The sequence below is a fragment of the Collinsella sp. AM18-10 genome, from assembly GCF_003471585.1.
In the GTDB taxonomy this organism is placed as follows: domain Bacteria; phylum Actinomycetota; class Coriobacteriia; order Coriobacteriales; family Coriobacteriaceae; genus Collinsella.
On record NZ_QRJO01000007.1, the window covers coordinates 52,921 to 68,695 of the forward strand.

Here is a 15,775-nt window from a genome sequence, read left to right on the forward strand (position 1 = left end):
GAGATTTTCCACGCTCGAGTCATTAGTCGTTGGGGACGTTCTTGTTTGACTAGTCGTTTAAGAGCGTCCCCAATGACTACACGCAAAAACGGCGCCCGCTGGCGATGTTGCCGGCGGGCGCCGTTGTCTTGAAGACGAAATGATCCGTTTTCCTTTGTCCCCAGGGGATCATTACAGTGAGTCGATAAAGCGCTGTTGGGCGGCGCGGCCGGCTTCGTCCCACTTAAAGACGCCGGCGTTGTCGAGCACGTGGCCAAACACCACGCCGACCTCCTCGTGCAGGATATCGATGGCGTTGTCCGCCGTAAGCTCGTCGGCACGGCGGGCGTAGACGTCCTCAGCCCATGCGGCGTGGCTGCGGCAAAGGTCGTCGCTCTCGAGAGCGCCGGCAAGATCGTAGCTGGCATCGGCTTTGGCCGCCAGCAGGTGCTCGCGAACAGCGCCGAGCTCGGGAACCAGGCGCGGCGGCAGAATGGCCAGGCCCATGACCTCGATCAGGCCTATGTTCTCCTTCTTAATGTGGTGATACTCGGCATGCGGGTGGAACACGCCCAGCGGATGCTCGTCGGTCGTGATGTTGCAGCGAAGCGCCAGGTAGGCCTCGTAAATCTCGCCGCCGGCGTTGCCGCGGGAGTCGACGCGGCGGATGACGGGCGTCACGGTGTTGTGCGCTACGCCGTCGGCCGTGTGCGCGATAACGCCCGCAGACTCGTCGGTCCACTCGCGCCAGGCGAGGATAATCTTCTCGGCAGCGTCGAGCAGCTGAGCGCGGTCATGCGAGCGCAGGCGCAGCACCGAGAGCGGCCACTGCAGCACAGTGCCGGTGACCTGGTCAAAACCGGGCATGCTAAACTGCGAGACCTCGGCGGCATGCATCATGGGGAACTCGTGCGCGCCGCCCTGGAAGTGGTCGTGCGACAGAATCGAGCCGCCCACGATGGGCAGGTCGGCGTTGGAGCCGATGAAGTAATGCGGGAACAGGTCCACAAAGTCGAGCAGGCAGGTCAGGCCCTTGCGTTCGACGTGCATCGGACGATGCTCGGAGCTCATGGCAATGCAGTGCTCGTTAAAGTACGCGTACGGGCTGTACTGGAAGCCCCAGCGCTCGCCGTCGAGCTGGATGGGGATAACGCGCAGATTCTGGCGGGCGGGGTGAGCTCCGCCGTCGGCTGCGGCGGAGCGTCCGGGATAGCCCTCGTTTTCGATGCAGAGCTGGCAGGCGGGATACTTCTCGCCCGTGTTCTTTGCGGCGCCGGCCGCGGCAATGTCGCGCGGGTCCTTCTCAGGCTTTGACAGGTTGATGGTGATCTCAAGATCGCCCCAGTTGGTGGGGGTGCTCCATTTGATGTTGCGTGCGATGGCGGCGCGGCGCACATAGCCGGCATCGCAGCACAGGCCGTAGAACCAGTCGGTCGCGGCGCGGGGCTCGTTGACGCCCATACGCCCATTGAACTCTTCGTTTACAACCGAAGGCCTCGGCATGAGCGCGCCCATGATGCGCATGGCGATGCGGTCGCGCCCCGATGCCGTGTCCTCGGCAGCACCGTTGGCAACGGCGGCCTCGGCAAGCGCGGCAAGCGTGCCCTCCAGGTCAAAGTTGGGGAGTGTATCGGGGTGCAAGAGCGAAATCTTCTCGGTCTTGAGTGCCCAAGCCATGTCGAGTGCGGGGCCCGTGGCGCCGATGCACTCCAGAATGGTGTTGTATGCCCAGATGCGATCGTCCTGGCCGATCATCGATCGATGAATGGCGTACTCGATCAGGTTCTGCGCGGCTTCGCGCACATCAATCATTACAGCCATGCCGCGTAAGCCCCCTTGTCAGAAATCGCGTAGTGGCGGGCAGAGTCCTCGCCCAGCCAGTCGTTCATCTTGGCAATGAAGGTGTCGACGAGGTCGAGCGGCGCGAAGGCCTGGATGGTGCCGCCAAAGCCGCCGCCGTGGATACGCACGGCGCCGCGGCCGTCGAGCACGTGCTCGGCCAGTGCCAGGGCATACATGGAAGGCTGCTCGGAACCCAGCTTGGCGACGACATTCTGCAGGTACATGGCAGAACTGGCACCGGACTCACGTGTCAGGACCAGGAACCGATCAATGTCGCCGGCGTTGAGGGCCGCCCAGCGCTTATCGACCAGGCCGTTCTCGTACCAGTAATGAACGGCGCGCAGGCAGGCGCGGTCGCCCAGCTTGGCGCGCAGCTCGGGGAGCTTGGCGTCAAAGTCGGCAACGTCGACCTCGCACAGGCGTGCCTTGCCAAACTCGGCGGCGACGTCCTGCATCTCGCGCGGAACGGCGGCGTAGTCGTCGGTAGCCGCCACGTGGTCGGCGCCGACCTTAACGAGCACGAGCGCATAGCCGTGATCCTCAAAGTTGAGCTCGAGCTTCTGGGTCTTAGGTCGAGCCTGATCCTCAAAGTCCATGTAGGCGAGGCCGCCCAGGCACACAGCCGCCTGATCCATAAGACCGCAGGGCTTGCCGTAATAGTTGTTCTCGGTGCGCTGGCTCATCTGGGCGAGCGTGACGGGCTCAATGGCGGGCGCGCCCCAGAGCGTCTCCATGGCGCGGCCGTAAGCCGCCTCGACAGCGGCGGAGCTAGAAAGGCCGCCACCCGAGGGGACGGAGCAGGTAAAGGCAAAGTCGAAGCCTTGGGGCTCAACGCCCAGAGCAGCGATTTCGTGGGCCATACCGCGCACGAGGCTTGCGGACGTGCCCTTCTCGGACTCCTGAACATCCAGCGTGTCGAGCGTGATCTCAAACGTGGGATAGCCCTCGTCGGCAACGCGGACCTTGTTGGAATCGGTTGCCACGGCGATGCCGTCAACGGCGACATCGAGCGAGCCGGCGATAACGTGGCCACCCTCGTGGTCGGTGTGGTTGCCGCTGATCTCGGAACGGCCGGGCGCGTGCACGTAGAGCACCTGGCGGTCGCCGATGGGGCCAAACTCCTCCTCAAACAGCTTGGTGAGTGTGGCGAGTGTCTTTTCGTCGGGGGTGGTCATGAGGGTCCTTTCCTTGGCGCATACTGACGAGTTTTCCGTCGTAGTGAGTACGTTAACAATCTGAAGCGGCATAAACTCAGCATCTACGATGCCGCACGTTACGGGCTATGTTAACGTACTCATAACACAACACTTATCACTTTTTGAGAATCTGGTAATCGGTAGAAATTCAGCCGTGAACGGTACTGCCGTATGGACTTATAAAGCAGAAGAGATGCAGATAGAAAAAGTAGAGTACGTTAACATGCGTCCGACGATAGCGGGCCTCGGCGCGGGATGTATTTCTGCCCGGGCCGGCATTCACGCTATTCAGATCTCTCAAGGGTGAAGGTGATCCTGTGGCAAGGCGCCCGTCCAACGATACAGGTACGCGTCCGGTCTCCATGGCCGACGTCGCCCGCGCTGCTGGCGTTTCGCAGCAGACGGTTTCGCGCGTCGCCAACGGCTTGCCCAACGTTAACGAACAGACGCGCCAGCGCGTGCAGGCCGCTATGCAAGAGCTTGGCTTTCGTCCGAGTTATGCCGGTCGCTCGCTGCGCGACGGCCGTTACCATTCGGTCGGCCTGTGCGTCAACGATGTCACCAAGTTTGGCAACCTTACGATGATTGACGGCATTGCCAGCGCGGCCCGCGAGCGCGGCTGCGCCATCACGCTGGTCGAGATGTCCAAGACCGAGGAGTTTTCGCTTGCCGAGGCCACGCGTCGTATGGCCGCGCTGCCCGTGGACGGTATCATCATCGGCATGAGTCGCATGGCGCCCGATTTTGAGACGTTCGATCCGTTGCCGGGCATTGGAACGGTCATCGTTACCATGTACGCGCATCCGCGCGTGACCACGGTCGATTCCGACCATTACGGCTGCTCGCTATTGCTTATGGATCATCTGTTTGAGCTGGGGCACGAGCAGATTCGCTATATTGGCGGCCCGTCGTTCTCGGTCGACGAGCAATTTCGTCGCGCCGGTTGGCAGGATGCGCTCGAGCGTAAACACATCGCGCCGGCAGAACCGCTCGAGGGCGACTGGTCTGCTAACAGCGGCTACGAGGCCGGCAGGTACCTGGCCGAGCACGATCGCACCATGACGGCGATCTATGCGGCAAACGATCAGATGGCAAATGGCGCGATTGCCGCGCTGCGTGATAGCGGTCTGTGCGTGCCTGAGGACGTGAGCGTGGTGGGCGTCGATGACTCGCTCGATGATTTTGTCGCGCATAACGAGCTCACGACCGTGCGGTTCGATCTACATCAGCGCGGACGCGAGGTATTCGAGCATGCGGTTCCCGAGGCGGGTACGGCGGGCAAAACCGTTGCCATTCGTATTCCCGGCCAACTCATTATTCGACATAGCACGGCGATACCACGCTCATAGTTTGCGCAGGTAAACGGCGATTTATCGTATTTCAATAACAATCGGTATGGATGCCGGCAGATAACAGTTGGGATACTACCGAGTGTTATGATAGACGGGTTCTTTTGTCTATCTAGGAGGCTTTGCCTGATGGAGATCACCAAGGATATCCGCTACATCGGTGTCGACGATCACGACATTGACCTGTTCGAGGGCCAGTACGACGTGTCCGAGAATGGCATGGCATACAACAGCTATGTTATCTTGGGCGATAAAATCGCTGTCGCCGATTCGGTTGACGCTGGCTTTGTCGACGAATGGCTCGGCAACCTCGAGGCCGCGCTCGACGGCCGTACGCCCGACTACCTGGTCGTCCATCACATGGAGCCCGATCACTCCGCCGGTATCGCCGCCTTTATGGAGCGCTATCCCCAGGCACAGATCGTGGCCAGCATGGGCGCCTTCCGCATGATGGTCAACTTCTTTGGCACCGATTTCCCCGAGCGCAAGATGGTCGTCAAAGAGGGCGATGTGCTCGACCTGGGCGGCCACAGCCTGACCTTTGTTGGCGCTCCCAACGTTCACTGGCCCGAGGTGCTCTTCTCCTACGAGGCCACCGACAAAGTGCTCTTTAGTGCCGACGGCTTTGGCAAGTTTGGCGCCAACGACATCGAGGATCCGGAAGGGTGGGCTTGCGAAGCTCGCCGCTACTACTTTGGCATCGTTGGTAAGTTCGGCAAGTTCGTGCAGGCCGTGCTTAAGAAGGCCGCCGATCTGGACATTCAGATCATCTGCCCGCTTCATGGCCCCGTGCTGACCGAGAACCTGGGCTACTACCTCGACACCTACAACACCTGGTCGAGCTATCGGCCCGAGGACGAGGGCATCACGATTGCCTATGCGAGCGTGTACGGCCATCTGAAGGCTGCCGTTGAGGAGCTCGCATCCGCGCTTGAGGCTCGCGGTCAGAAGGTCTCCGTCTTTGACCTGGCTCGCGACGACATGGCCGAGGCCGTTGAGGATGCGTTCCGCTACGACCGTCTGGTGCTCGCTTCCATCACCTATCAGGGCGAGATCTTCCCGTTCATGAGCACCTTTATCCACACGCTTGCCGAGCACGCCTATCAGAACCGTACGGTGGCACTCGTCGAGGCCGGCTCCTGGGCACCTGCCGCCGCTAAGGTTATGACCAAGGAGCTCGAGGGCATGAAGGACATCACCCTGACGCAGAACAAAGTGACCGTCCTGGGTTCGCTCAACGACACCTCGCGCGCTCAGATAGAGGCCCTCGCCGACGAGCTTTCCAAGTAGCGATTTGTTAGCTTTTGATGTGAAAACCACCACAAAGGCACCTTTGTGGTGGTTTTTGTTTAAGCGCCGGCGATGACGAGATTTGGGCGGGCGTCATCGGCGGTCTCGGCGATTGAGGTGGCGACGGCGCCATCGGGATCACGGTCCATCACGATGGTGTCGACATCGGTCAGCTCGGCAAAGCGGTACATGCCGCGTCCGTTAACCTTGCTGGCGTCCATAAGGGCGACGCTTTGACGGGCGGCACCGACCATAGCCGCTTTGGTCTCGGCCATCTGCGGAAAGTCGGTCGTAAAGCCGCAGCCGGGAACAAAAGCTCCAGGGCACATGACGGCAAGATCGGCGTGGACCATTTGGAGCGCCTGCATAGTGAGCGGTCCGTACAGATAACGATGGCCTTTGCGCAGCGCCCCGCCCGGCATGACGACATCGACTAAGGGCATGCTCTCGTCGATGTAATCGGCAATGGTAATGTCGGCCGTGATGACGGTGATGCCATCGCGCTGGTCGAGGAGCCGGACGAATTCGAGCGCTGTGGTGCCCGAGTCGACGAGCAGAGTGTCACCATTGCCGACGAGTTCAATGGCGCTTTGCGCGATGGCCTGCTTGGCGGCGACGTTGACATTGATGCGGCGATCCTGCGTGGAAACGGTCAGGCGTTTGTGGAGCGATACGGCACCGCCATGCGTGCGGCGCAGCTTGCCGGACTCCGCGAGCGCGTCCAGGTCGGCTCGGGCGGTGACGGAGGACACGCCAAAGGTCTGGGCGATTTCTGCTACCTGCACCGAGGCATTATGATCGAGCATCTCCATGATGGCGGAACGACGCTCGTCGGCGAAAGCTCGGGTTGTTGCGTGGGCCATATCTGCTCCATCATCGTCTGAAATTTGCAGGAATTGTGTTGACTCTATTTTCGTTCATTTTCTTTTTGAGTAAGAAAATACCTTTCGATTACTTATCTTTTCTATAAAAGAAAGACGATCAAGGCTCAAAACTCAATATCGAACACGCGCGCTCGGGTTCGATCCCTTCCGTTTGCTTTTCAAAAATGAAGGTTGAACCTCGCGCGATGACAATATCTCGCACGTGCAAAGCCGCTGAATTTCATACAATGAGCGCAGCAAAACGCAAGGTAAAACGCCTTGTGAACAACTACGCCCGATGTCCAGATGCGGGCGAGGGAGAGGAGCAAACGCTCATGGCACTTGTTACCACCGAAAAGATGCTCAAGGACGCTCAGGCCGGCCACTACGCCGTCGGCGCGTTCAACGTCGAGAACCTCGAGTTTGTTATGGCCGTTCTGGCCGCTGCCGAGGAGACCAAGTCCCCCGTCATCATGCAGACCACCCCGGGCACCATCAAGACCGCTGGTCTGGACTACTTCTACGGCATGGTCAAGGCTGCCGCCGAGCGCGCTTCCGTGCCCGTCGCTCTGCACCTCGATCACGGCGATGGCTATGACCGCTGCATGCAGGCTTTCCGCACTGGCTACACCTCCGTTATGATTGACGGCTCGCACGAGTCCTTCGAGGACAACATCGCCCTGACCAAGTCCGTCGCCGATGCTGGCCGCGCCATGGGCGTGCCTGTCGAGGCTGAGCTCGGCAAGGTCGGCGGCAAGGAGGACGACGGTCCCGCGGTTGAGGGCGAGAGCCCCTACACCGATCCTGCCGAGGCCAAGGAGTTCGTCGAGCGCACTGGCTGCACCTCCCTCGCTATTGGCGTTGGCACCAGCCACGGCGTGTACACGAGCGATCCGCACATCGAGCAGTCCGTGGTCAAGGCCATCCGCGACGCCGTCGACGTGCCGCTGGTCCTGCACGGCACCTCCGGTGTGCCCGATGAGCAGGTTGCCGAGGCCGTGAAGAACGGCATCTGCAAGGTTAACTACGCCACTGAGCTGCGTCAGGCCTACACCAAGGGCTTCATGGCCTACATGGCCGAGAACCCCGCCTGCTTCGATCCTAAGAAGCCGGCCAAGGAGGGCATGCGTGAGATCACCGAGCTGGTTAAGATCCGCATGACCAACCTCAACTCTGTGGGCAAAGCAGAGTAACAGCAAGGGTACTCTGATCCCACCGGACGGTTTGGGCGGGTCCCGTACTTAGTTCCAAAACGTCCTCGCGCATGAAGGCCCCCGTTGTCTCGCTTCTTCGAAGCGTTGACAACGGGGGCCTTCGCGCTGCGGAATGATTTTGGAAACTAAGTACGGGACCCGCCCAAACCGTTCTGCTCAATCGCCCTTGTGGCGTTAGTGTCGGAAAAATAAGACGTTGCTTTTTGCCCCCTGCGGAAAGATTGGAGAACTAAGCCCTCGTCCCTCCCAGGTTGACCTACTCGAGGTCGTCGCCCTTGTGGCGTTGGGCGGAAAATAATAAGAAGCCTTCGCGCTGCGGAATGATTTTGGAAACTAAGTACGGGGACCCGCCCAAACCGTCCTGCTCAATCGCCCTTGTGGTGTTGGGGCTGAAAGGGTGGGACGCGTGGGTCATTTGGTTGTTAGGGTTAGTAGGTCGTTGGGGGTTTTGAGGTTGTAGGTGGCGTTTGGGATATCTTGGTGTGATCCCCATGCTGCTCGGGCAAAACTGACCCCTGCTGAAGTTGCGCATTGTTCGTCGTAGACGGTGTCGCCAACGTAGACGACGTTGCCAGGATTCGCGCCCGCACGTCGGAGATATTCGAGCATGGGTGCGGGTGCGGGTTTATGTTCGGTTGTGTCTTCGACAAGGATGATGTGCTCAAAATACTTATCGAAACCAAGGGGTGCAATTTCTTTTGCGTATTCGTCGCGCGCACGTGAGGAGACGATGCCAAGTTTGCAGCCGCTATCGGCGAGTGTTGCGATGACTTCAAGCAAGCCTGGAAACACGCTGATGGTGCTTTTAAAGCTGGCGGCAACTTGGCACCAGCGATCCAACGTTGCCTGCGAGTAGATCCCAAGTTTCTCAAGGGCATCCTTGCCGGGTATGCCGAGGGCAAAGTCAAGCTCGTGTCGGGGAAGCGTTTTGCTGGTCTCTTCTTGGACAATCTGGACAAGCGATGACAGAACGCTTTCTTCTGTATCTGCCAATGTCCCATCAACGTCAAATACGATATGGTCAAAGTGCTTCATATGATTGCTCCTCTCTGTTGTTTGCCTGCAAGTTTGATGCAGTGACAGAAGAAGGGTTAGCGGGATTTCTGCCTGGTGCTATCGAGATTCTGCCTCGCTGCTCGATAGCTCGAAGGAGTGCACCCCATTTGTTCTTTAAATACCTGGCCAAGATGGCTTGCCGTTATAAATCCGCATTGGCACGCGACTGTCTGTACCGTTCGCGTGGTGTGTGCCAAAAGTTCGCAAGCACGGTTTATGCGGTATGCGCGTAGATATGCCGCCGGGGTCGTTCCTGCACAAGTTTCGATAATGCGGTAACACTCTCTTTCGCTTACGCCGGCTGCAGATGCCATCTGGGGCACATCTATAGCGGCTGCATAGTTTGCGCGGATAAAGTCCAGGATTGCCTTGAACTGTACGTCGCGGCTGGTCATCCAAGAGGCGCCGTCGGAGGAAAAGAGCGGTTCGGCCTTGGCGTAAATCTGAATCCAGAGCTCTGACAAGTTATTTCGAAGCGCCATCTCATTCTGCGGCCGTTGAAGGTCGTGGCTAAAGGAACTCTTTAGCAAATCGATAAAGGGCATATCGTCGGGGTTGGTGGGCGACCATTTGAGCACATCGACGCCTCGACATTGCAGCAAAGGATTGATATAGCGCTTTTGAAGGCGTCCCGCGGGATCGCCGAGCATCGACGGCTGCAAGATATGCAACATTTGAATGGCTGGTGCCGAATTGGGTGATTGCAGCGTGCTGTGCAAAACGCCGCCGTTGATAAAGCCGGCGGACCCTTCCTCAAAGCGCACGTGTTCATGAGCCGCGCGCGTTCGATAGTCAATCGCTCCCTGCTCCATGTAGAAAAGCTCGACTTCGGAATGCCAGTGCCAGGGGACGGAATTGCCCGGATAGCGAGCGAATTCTGCGCGTTCGGCAATATAGGGCCAGTCTCCGGCGGTCTCGGGAAACGCTTCCTCGCGTCCTCCGCGGTGCAATTCTATGTGATCCATGTTTCGCATGGCATCAGTATAAAGCGCAATGGGCTTAGATTGCTCTTGCCTGTTCGGGGAACGCCTTGTCTAGGGATGCTTGGAGCTTTTCGAAGGATGCTCGTAAGTTGAGGCTCTGATCGGCTGAGCGCTTGGTTTTTGTGGTGGGGGAGTCGAGGAGGCCGTTTCTCTGTGTCGGGGGGAAGGAGAAAAGGTTTGCATGTTTTAGGGATGGCTGCTGTGCTGCGTCATTGGAAGAATGCATGCTTTTGCGGCCTCCTCGATATCCACCAAAAGGATGCGCTCGGGGTTTGCTGCTAGGTCCCGTGCGCTGGCTACATTATGCCGCGGCTGCCGCAAAGAAGCGCTAAAGAAAGGCTTAACCTGGTTTGGTGTTACGATGAAACTGCAGGTCAGAGGTATCGAGTAACACTCTTGAAAGGTTTTGAGCTTAAGGGCTTTCTAAGGTTTGTGACGTGGATGTGGCGCGGACGTGCGTAGCGTGTGAATGCTCGCTGTTAGCGCTGCGGCTCTGTGGCGCGCACCTGCTCGATGACCTTTTCCATCGTGGCGTCGATGCGGTCTTTTTTGAGTTCGCATTCCCAGATGGTTATGGGCGTCCAGCCCATTTGAGTGAGCGCTGCCACAGCAGCACGGTCGCGCTCGACGTTGCGACGGAACTTTGCCTCCCAAAACTCAACATTGCGCTTGGGCTGGCTCGGATTGCACTTGGGGCAGCGATGCCAAAAACAGCCGTTGACAAAGATGGCGATCTTGCGCCCGGGAAAGGCGATGTCGGGCTTGCCGGGTACCTTCCACTCCAGGCGATAGCCCGTAAGGCCCGCTGCGCGCAGACACTGTCGTACGAGCAGCTCGGGCTTGGTGTTGGCACGCTTGTTGCCCTTCATGGACTTTTTGATGGCGGCGCGACGGCGGACCAGTTCGCGCTCGTCAGCGGAGAGGTCCGAGGTGTCGATGCCGTCCAGCAGGCCGGGCTTGGGGCGCTTTTTGCTGCGGCGCTTAGGTTTACGTTTGGGCTTGGTAGCAGATTCGTCTGCCGCGGTGGCCTCGGCGCCGTTAGCCTCGAGCCGGTCTTCCTTCAGCTCAATCAGGGCATCAATGAGCCCCTTGTCGGCGGGCATCCATTCCACCGTGGCAAGCGAGGTGCGCGGAATCCAGCGGATATCGAGCTGGCGGTCGTGCTTCTGAGGTTCATCGGATTCATCGGCGAGCGAGCAGTAGTAGCACTCCATGGAGAGATGAAAATCGGGGTAGTCATACTCAACGGTGTAGAAATCACGCAGGTTGATGACTTTGACCTGCAGCTCCTCCATGAGTTCGCGGCGTACGGCGTCCTCGGGCGTCTCGCCGCGCATGAGCTTGCCACCGGGGAACTCCCAAAGTCCCTGCATGTCGCCATAGCCGCGCTGCACGGCAAGCAGCTCGTCAGATCCTTCCTTGCGAATGATCCCAGCGGCAACATGAACAGTCTTCAACAGGAGCCCTCTCTCAACATCAACACATGGCAGACTACGCTTACCTTACGCAACGGTAAGGCAAGCGTAAGCCATATCGATGGTAGCCGACTCGGCTTCTTGCGACTATAGATGCCGTAGACTAATCGCAAGAAAGGACTCGGTATGCAAACCACGCACATGGCGACCCCGGTACTGGAGGTCGCGCATCTCGAAAAGGTATATGGAGCGCTGGGCAACGTGACCCGCGCGCTCAATGACGTCAGCTTTACGGTCAACCGCGGCGAATTCGTTGGCATCATGGGCGCTTCGGGCTCGGGCAAGTCGACGTTGCTCAACTGCGTGTCGACCATCGATGCCGCCACGAGTGGCACCATTCGCATCAACGGGCAGGACGTTACGCGCATGAAGCAGGCCAAGCTCTCGCAGTTCCGCCGCGAGGAGCTGGGCTTTATCTTCCAGGATTCCAACCTGCTCGATACGCTCACGGCACGCGAGAACATCGCCCTGCCGCTCACCATTGCCCGCACAAACTCGGCAGAGATCTCGACCCGCGTGCAGGACGTGGCCGCGCGCCTGTCCATTAGCCAGGTACTCGACAAGTACCCCTACCAGATGTCCGGTGGTCAGCAGCAGCGCGTTGCCGCGGCTCGCGCGCTCGTCACCGACCCCACCATGATCATGGCTGACGAGCCCACCGGCGCCCTCGATTCCAAGAGCGCCCGCCTGCTGCTCGAGAGCCTGGAGGCCCTGAATCGCCGCCTGCGCGCCACCGTGCTCATGGTCACGCACGATAGCTTTGCCGCCAGCTACACGAGCCGTGTGCTGTTTATTCGCGACGGCAAGATCTTTACCGAGCTGCGCCGCGGCGACACCGACCGCCGAGAGTTCTTCGACCGCATTATGGAGGTCGTTGCCATGATGGGCGGTGAGGGCTCCGATGCTCTGTAAACTCGCTTGGGGCAACGTCCGCCGCGCCGGCCGCGACTACCTCGTCTACCTTTTGACGCTCACCCTGGGTGTCACGGTCTTCTATGCCTTCAATACCGTCTCGATGCAGGTCGACATTGCCGGCATCAAGGAGGAGGGACTGTCCGAGCTCATGGGCAGCATGCTCGGCTACCTGACGTACTTTTTGGCCGGTGTCATGGCCTTTTTGATGGTGTACGCCAATAACTTCATCATGAAACGCCGCAAGAAGGAGTTTGGCCTGTACCAGGTGCTCGGCATGGGGCGCGGGCGCGTCGCCACGATCATGGCGCTCGAGACCGTGATAGTATCGGTCGTGGCCTTTGTCGCCGGCATTGTGCTGGGCGTGGGGCTCTCCCAGCTCATGACGTTCTTTACGGCTTCGCTCTTTAAGACACAGATCGCCAATTTCCACTTCTTTTTCTCGGTGCATGCGTTCAACCTGACCCTTGCCTGCATGCTCGTAATGTTCGTGCTCACGCTCCTGCTGAACCTTCGCGCCGTGCGCCGTACCAAACTCATCGAGCTTATGGGTGCCGAGCGTCGCAACGAGAGCATCAAGACACGCAACCCCTGGATCGCGATTGCCATCTTTGCTGTGGGCGTGGTGCTTGTGGGCGTGGCCTATTACCGTCTGCTACGTGATGGGTTCCCGCTAACCGAGACGGGCGACAAGCTGGACGGGGCAATGAGCCAGTTTGGCATCACCACGGCCATGGTCACGGTAGGCACCTTTGCCCTGTTCTGGGGACTCTCGGGCATGCTCATCAAGCTGCTGCAGAGCCTGCGCGGCGTGTATTGGCGCGGACTTAACATGTTTACCGTGCGCCAGCTTGCGGCCAAGGTCAACACGGTGTGCTTTTCGATGGGCGTCATCGCGATGATTCTGTTTTTGGCCATTACCTCGGTGACGTGCGGTATGTCTATTGCCAATGTGATGAACGAAAACCTGGAGCGCTATAACCCTGTTGACGTGTCTCAGACGTATGTCTATTACACGCCCGAAACGCTCGACTACTACAAGGAGTATGTCAATCCGTCTGAGGCCGATCGCATGGTGCTGGCCGATGCAACGGTCGATTTGTACGCTGCATGGCATGGCGAGCGCAAGTCGGCGGACAACAACGACGAGACCGGCAAAAAGGTCAATATCGCCGATGTTGCCGGTGAGCATGTGCAGATCGATTCGTATCTGAGTTACCCGCTTGGCGGCTCGGGCCCCTCGGTGGTGGCGGGCGAGATGTGCAAGGCCATGGGCGAAAAGCTTCCCAAGGCGCTCGAGGGAAGCAACGCCGATGCGATGGGTCTGTATGTGACGCCGGCGAGCCAGTACAACAAACTGCGCCAGATGATGGGCGAGGAGCCGGTGAGCATTGGCCGCGACCAGTATTTGCTCACGTGTGATATGGGCGGTGAGCTGGGCGACCTGTACACCAAATACATGGCCGGCGGCCATACCCTCACCTTGGGCGGGCATGAGCTCAAGCCCGCAACCGATAAGTCGGACGAGGACACGGCGGCCATCGCCAACTCGGCGATGGGCAGCAATCCCGGTACCGTGGTCGTAGCCGATGAACTGCTGTCCCAGCTTAATCTGCAGCCGTATTCCAGTAATCTGCTCGTTAACTACAAGCAGGGGATGGATGTGAGCAAGGCAGACGAGAGCATTAAATACACCATGCTCGACAATCTGCTCGTTGACGGCAAGGAGCCGGGGGGATGGGGAGTCTTCATCACGCGTTCCGAGATGTACACGCAAGCAGCGCAGATGAACGGCATGATTAGCTATCTAGCCATCTACATTGGCTTTGTGCTGGTCATTGCATGTGCGGCGATTCTGTCGATCCAGCAGCTCTCCAATGTGGCCGACGGCAGCCGCAGCTATCGTGTGCTGGCACAGATCGGCTGTGACGACCGTCAGATCCGGCATTCGGTGATGGCGCAGCAAGCGGTGTTCTTCCTGTTCCCGCTGGCAGTGGGCTTGGCGCACTCCTTTGTGGCGCTCAAAGTGATCATCGAGCTGGTGAGCGTATTCGGCGATATGAGCATCGCCGGCACCGTGGGTCTTACCTGTGCGATTTTCCTGGCAGCCTATGGCGGCTACTTCCTGGTGACCTACCTCATGAGCGCTGGCATGGTGCAAGCTGCCATCGCCACCCGTTACAGCGAGTAGCAGACGGGCAAAACCGTCGCAAAACCAACGCAAACAACCGCCGCGGAGGGAGTCGGCCCCCTTCCGCGGCGGTTTTTTGCCTTTCCGGTACGCCTCAGATGCAAGTGAGTAGACTTTTTTGGATCTGCCGAGCACATCGCGACAAATGCTCGGTAAAACCGCAGGTCAGCGCTGTGGCGATTTGGGGTGTGCTCGGCTTCCTGCAAGAAGTCTACTCACTTGGTTTTTGCTGCTAGAAGACCGCCGCGAGGGAAGGCAACTCCCTCGCAGCGGCCGACGTTTGTCCAGATAAAACCTGCCAAAATAAACCTGTCCCTTTTTGGCAGGTTATCGCTTCCAAAAGTGGAGGATGAGTGTCGTGCGGTTTTGCTGTTCGGTTTTGACCAGGATGTTGTGGATGTGGGTCTTGACGGTGCCCACGGCAAGGAATAGCTCGTCAGCGATCTCTTGGTTCGATTTGCCCAGTACGACCAGACGCATAACTTCGGTCTCACGGTTGGAGAGCTTGTAGGCGTTGCGATAGAAGGGCATCTGCTCTTCTATGTGTCGATCAAGATCGCTGACGTTCTTTTCCTCGGGCGCCTCCTGCATGCGGATTGAAAGCACGTGGTAGGAGTAGATGATCAGCAGAATCGCAAAGTAGCAGGCAAAGACGTTTTCGCTAAAGTTGCGTTCGGACAGATATAGTTGCAGCCAAGAGGGCGCCAGACTCATGGGGACAATCAGAATGTTGTAGAAATCCTCGGCAACGATGCAACCGACCAGAATAGCGCCGATAATCAGGTGCTTTCGTTGGTTGTTAACGCGTGCCTTCAGCTCGACTTGTGTGCTCTTGCGTGCCGTCCAAAAGATATATAGCCCCACGAAAACAAGGAATACCTGACGCATCGTGTAGTAGAGCCACTGATGCATGGGGCCGTAGGGGACAGCGACGATAATCAGCAGCTCGCTCAGCAAGAACGTTGCGACGGGAATGACAAACTGCTTTTTTGAATGCTTGTCGAGCAAATCCATGGCAATGAGCCAAATAAAAGCCTGCGAAGCGGTCGCCACAAAGGTCCGCAACACAGGCATGGTAATTGAGTAATAGTCGCTGGCTGGAAAACTCTGGTTTTGCAGCGTGTATTCAAAAAAGAAAATCTCGGTCATCTCGATGGCATAGCAGATAAATACGCCGCTGCCATAGATAAAGAAGCGTCGACGGGACGAGGCATAGGCGGCAAGCGAAAGCACCGCCGTCACAATACAGATCACGAGTATCGCTAGGGTATAGAAGAACATCAGGGTGTTCATCTGTCACCGTCCCATCTCATTTATTCTATGGCCGAGCTCTGTATACCTTGTGGGATATAGACGTCTCAACCCTTCGTTTCATTACGGATTAGGCGCCGAGATACAGCATAGCCGTATACCGTTCGCGGTTCT

General features: G+C 58.5%; 12 protein-coding genes. 5 read left to right on the top strand and 7 right to left on the bottom strand.

Annotated elements, in window-relative coordinates; genetic code table 11:
• Positions 1–171 precede the first annotated feature (171 nt).
• Entirely contained in the window at positions 172–1,791 is a 1,620-nt protein-coding gene (locus DW211_RS06125) for a UDP-glucose--hexose-1-phosphate uridylyltransferase (RefSeq protein WP_118259847.1), read from the bottom strand.
• Positions 1,791–2,996 (bottom strand): galactokinase family protein, encoded by a 1,206-nt coding sequence (locus DW211_RS06130; protein ID WP_089572380.1) that lies wholly within the window; start codon positions 2,994–2,996, stop codon positions 1,791–1,793. Before DW211_RS06130 ends, DW211_RS06125 begins: the two co-directional genes overlap by 1 nt.
• A 383-nt stretch (positions 2,997–3,379) precedes the next feature.
• On the opposite strand from DW211_RS06130, the gene DW211_RS06135 reads away from it, so the two are divergent.
• The gene (locus DW211_RS06135; RefSeq protein WP_089572455.1) at positions 3,380–4,366 is read left to right on the top strand and encodes a LacI family DNA-binding transcriptional regulator; all 987 of its coding nucleotides are present in this window, start codon (positions 3,380–3,382) and stop codon (positions 4,364–4,366) included.
• A gap of 129 nt (positions 4,367–4,495) precedes the next feature.
• Positions 4,496–5,656 (top strand): FprA family A-type flavoprotein, encoded by a 1,161-nt coding sequence (locus DW211_RS06140; protein WP_233540962.1) that lies wholly within the window; start codon positions 4,496–4,498, stop codon positions 5,654–5,656.
• A 59-nt stretch (positions 5,657–5,715) separates the two neighbouring features.
• On the opposite strand, the gene DW211_RS06145 is transcribed toward DW211_RS06140, so the two are convergent.
• Entirely contained in the window at positions 5,716–6,519 is an 804-nt protein-coding gene (locus tag DW211_RS06145; RefSeq protein ID WP_089572378.1) for a DeoR/GlpR family DNA-binding transcription regulator, read from the bottom strand.
• 335 nt (positions 6,520–6,854) lie between these two features.
• On the opposite strand from DW211_RS06145, the gene DW211_RS06150 reads away from it, so the two are divergent.
• Positions 6,855–7,712, top strand: coding sequence for a class II fructose-bisphosphate aldolase (locus tag DW211_RS06150; RefSeq protein WP_022095149.1), 858 nt, complete (start codon positions 6,855–6,857; stop codon positions 7,710–7,712).
• Positions 7,713–8,144: 432 nt separating this feature from the next.
• On the opposite strand, the gene DW211_RS06155 is transcribed toward DW211_RS06150, so the two are convergent.
• The 3 genes from DW211_RS06155 to vsr form a co-directional block, all read right to left on the bottom strand.
• Positions 8,145–8,768 (bottom strand): HAD family hydrolase, encoded by a 624-nt coding sequence (locus tag DW211_RS06155; protein ID WP_089572377.1) that lies wholly within the window; start codon positions 8,766–8,768, stop codon positions 8,145–8,147.
• A gap of 56 nt (positions 8,769–8,824) precedes the next feature.
• Complete coding sequence (locus DW211_RS06160; RefSeq protein ID WP_158568501.1) at positions 8,825–9,754, bottom strand: AraC family transcriptional regulator; 930 nt, start codon at positions 9,752–9,754, stop codon at positions 8,825–8,827.
• Between the two features lie 497 nt (positions 9,755–10,251).
• Entirely contained in the window at positions 10,252–11,229 is a 978-nt protein-coding gene (gene vsr / locus DW211_RS06165; RefSeq protein WP_118259852.1) for a DNA mismatch endonuclease Vsr, read from the bottom strand.
• Between the two features lie 144 nt (positions 11,230–11,373).
• On the opposite strand from vsr, the gene DW211_RS06170 reads away from it, so the two are divergent.
• Together DW211_RS06170 and DW211_RS06175 are read left to right on the top strand one after the other, a co-directional pair.
• Positions 11,374–12,159 carry an ABC transporter ATP-binding protein gene (locus DW211_RS06170; protein ID WP_118259853.1) on the top strand — a complete coding sequence of 262 codons (786 nt, stop codon included), beginning with the start codon at positions 11,374–11,376 and terminating at the stop codon, positions 12,157–12,159.
• Complete coding sequence (locus DW211_RS06175) at positions 12,149–14,350, top strand: ABC transporter permease (protein WP_118259855.1); 2,202 nt, start codon at positions 12,149–12,151, stop codon at positions 14,348–14,350. Before DW211_RS06170 ends, DW211_RS06175 begins: the two co-directional genes overlap by 11 nt.
• A 327-nt stretch (positions 14,351–14,677) precedes the next feature.
• On the opposite strand, the gene DW211_RS06180 is transcribed toward DW211_RS06175, so the two are convergent.
• Positions 14,678–15,643 carry a response regulator transcription factor gene (locus tag DW211_RS06180; protein WP_118259856.1) on the bottom strand — a complete coding sequence of 322 codons (966 nt, stop codon included), beginning with the start codon at positions 15,641–15,643 and terminating at the stop codon, positions 14,678–14,680.
• Positions 15,644–15,775: the final 132 nt, after the last annotated feature.

Excerpts from the sequence above, each read along its gene's own strand:
- DW211_RS06140 (WP_233540962.1), top strand. The coding sequence starts at position 4,496 with ATGGAGATCACCAAGGATATCCGCTACATCGGTGTCGACGATCACGAC.
- DW211_RS06155 (WP_089572377.1), bottom strand. The coding sequence starts at position 8,768 with ATGAAGCACTTTGACCATATCGTATTTGACGTTGATGGGACATTGGCA.
- DW211_RS06130 (WP_089572380.1), bottom strand. The coding sequence starts at position 2,996 with ATGACCACCCCCGACGAAAAGACACTCGCCACACTCACCAAGCTGTTT.
- DW211_RS06180 (WP_118259856.1), bottom strand. The coding sequence starts at position 15,643 with ATGAACACCCTGATGTTCTTCTATACCCTAGCGATACTCGTGATCTGT.
- DW211_RS06170 (WP_118259853.1), top strand. The coding sequence starts at position 11,374 with ATGCAAACCACGCACATGGCGACCCCGGTACTGGAGGTCGCGCATCTC.
- DW211_RS06125 (WP_118259847.1), bottom strand. The coding sequence starts at position 1,791 with ATGATTGATGTGCGCGAAGCCGCGCAGAACCTGATCGAGTACGCCATT.
- DW211_RS06160 (WP_158568501.1), bottom strand. The coding sequence starts at position 9,754 with ATGGATCACATAGAATTGCACCGCGGAGGACGCGAGGAAGCGTTTCCC.
- DW211_RS06175 (WP_118259855.1), top strand. The coding sequence starts at position 12,149 with ATGCTCTGTAAACTCGCTTGGGGCAACGTCCGCCGCGCCGGCCGCGAC.
- DW211_RS06150 (WP_022095149.1), top strand. The coding sequence starts at position 6,855 with ATGGCACTTGTTACCACCGAAAAGATGCTCAAGGACGCTCAGGCCGGC.
- DW211_RS06135 (WP_089572455.1), top strand. The coding sequence starts at position 3,380 with ATGGCCGACGTCGCCCGCGCTGCTGGCGTTTCGCAGCAGACGGTTTCG.
- DW211_RS06145 (WP_089572378.1), bottom strand. The coding sequence starts at position 6,519 with ATGGCCCACGCAACAACCCGAGCTTTCGCCGACGAGCGTCGTTCCGCC.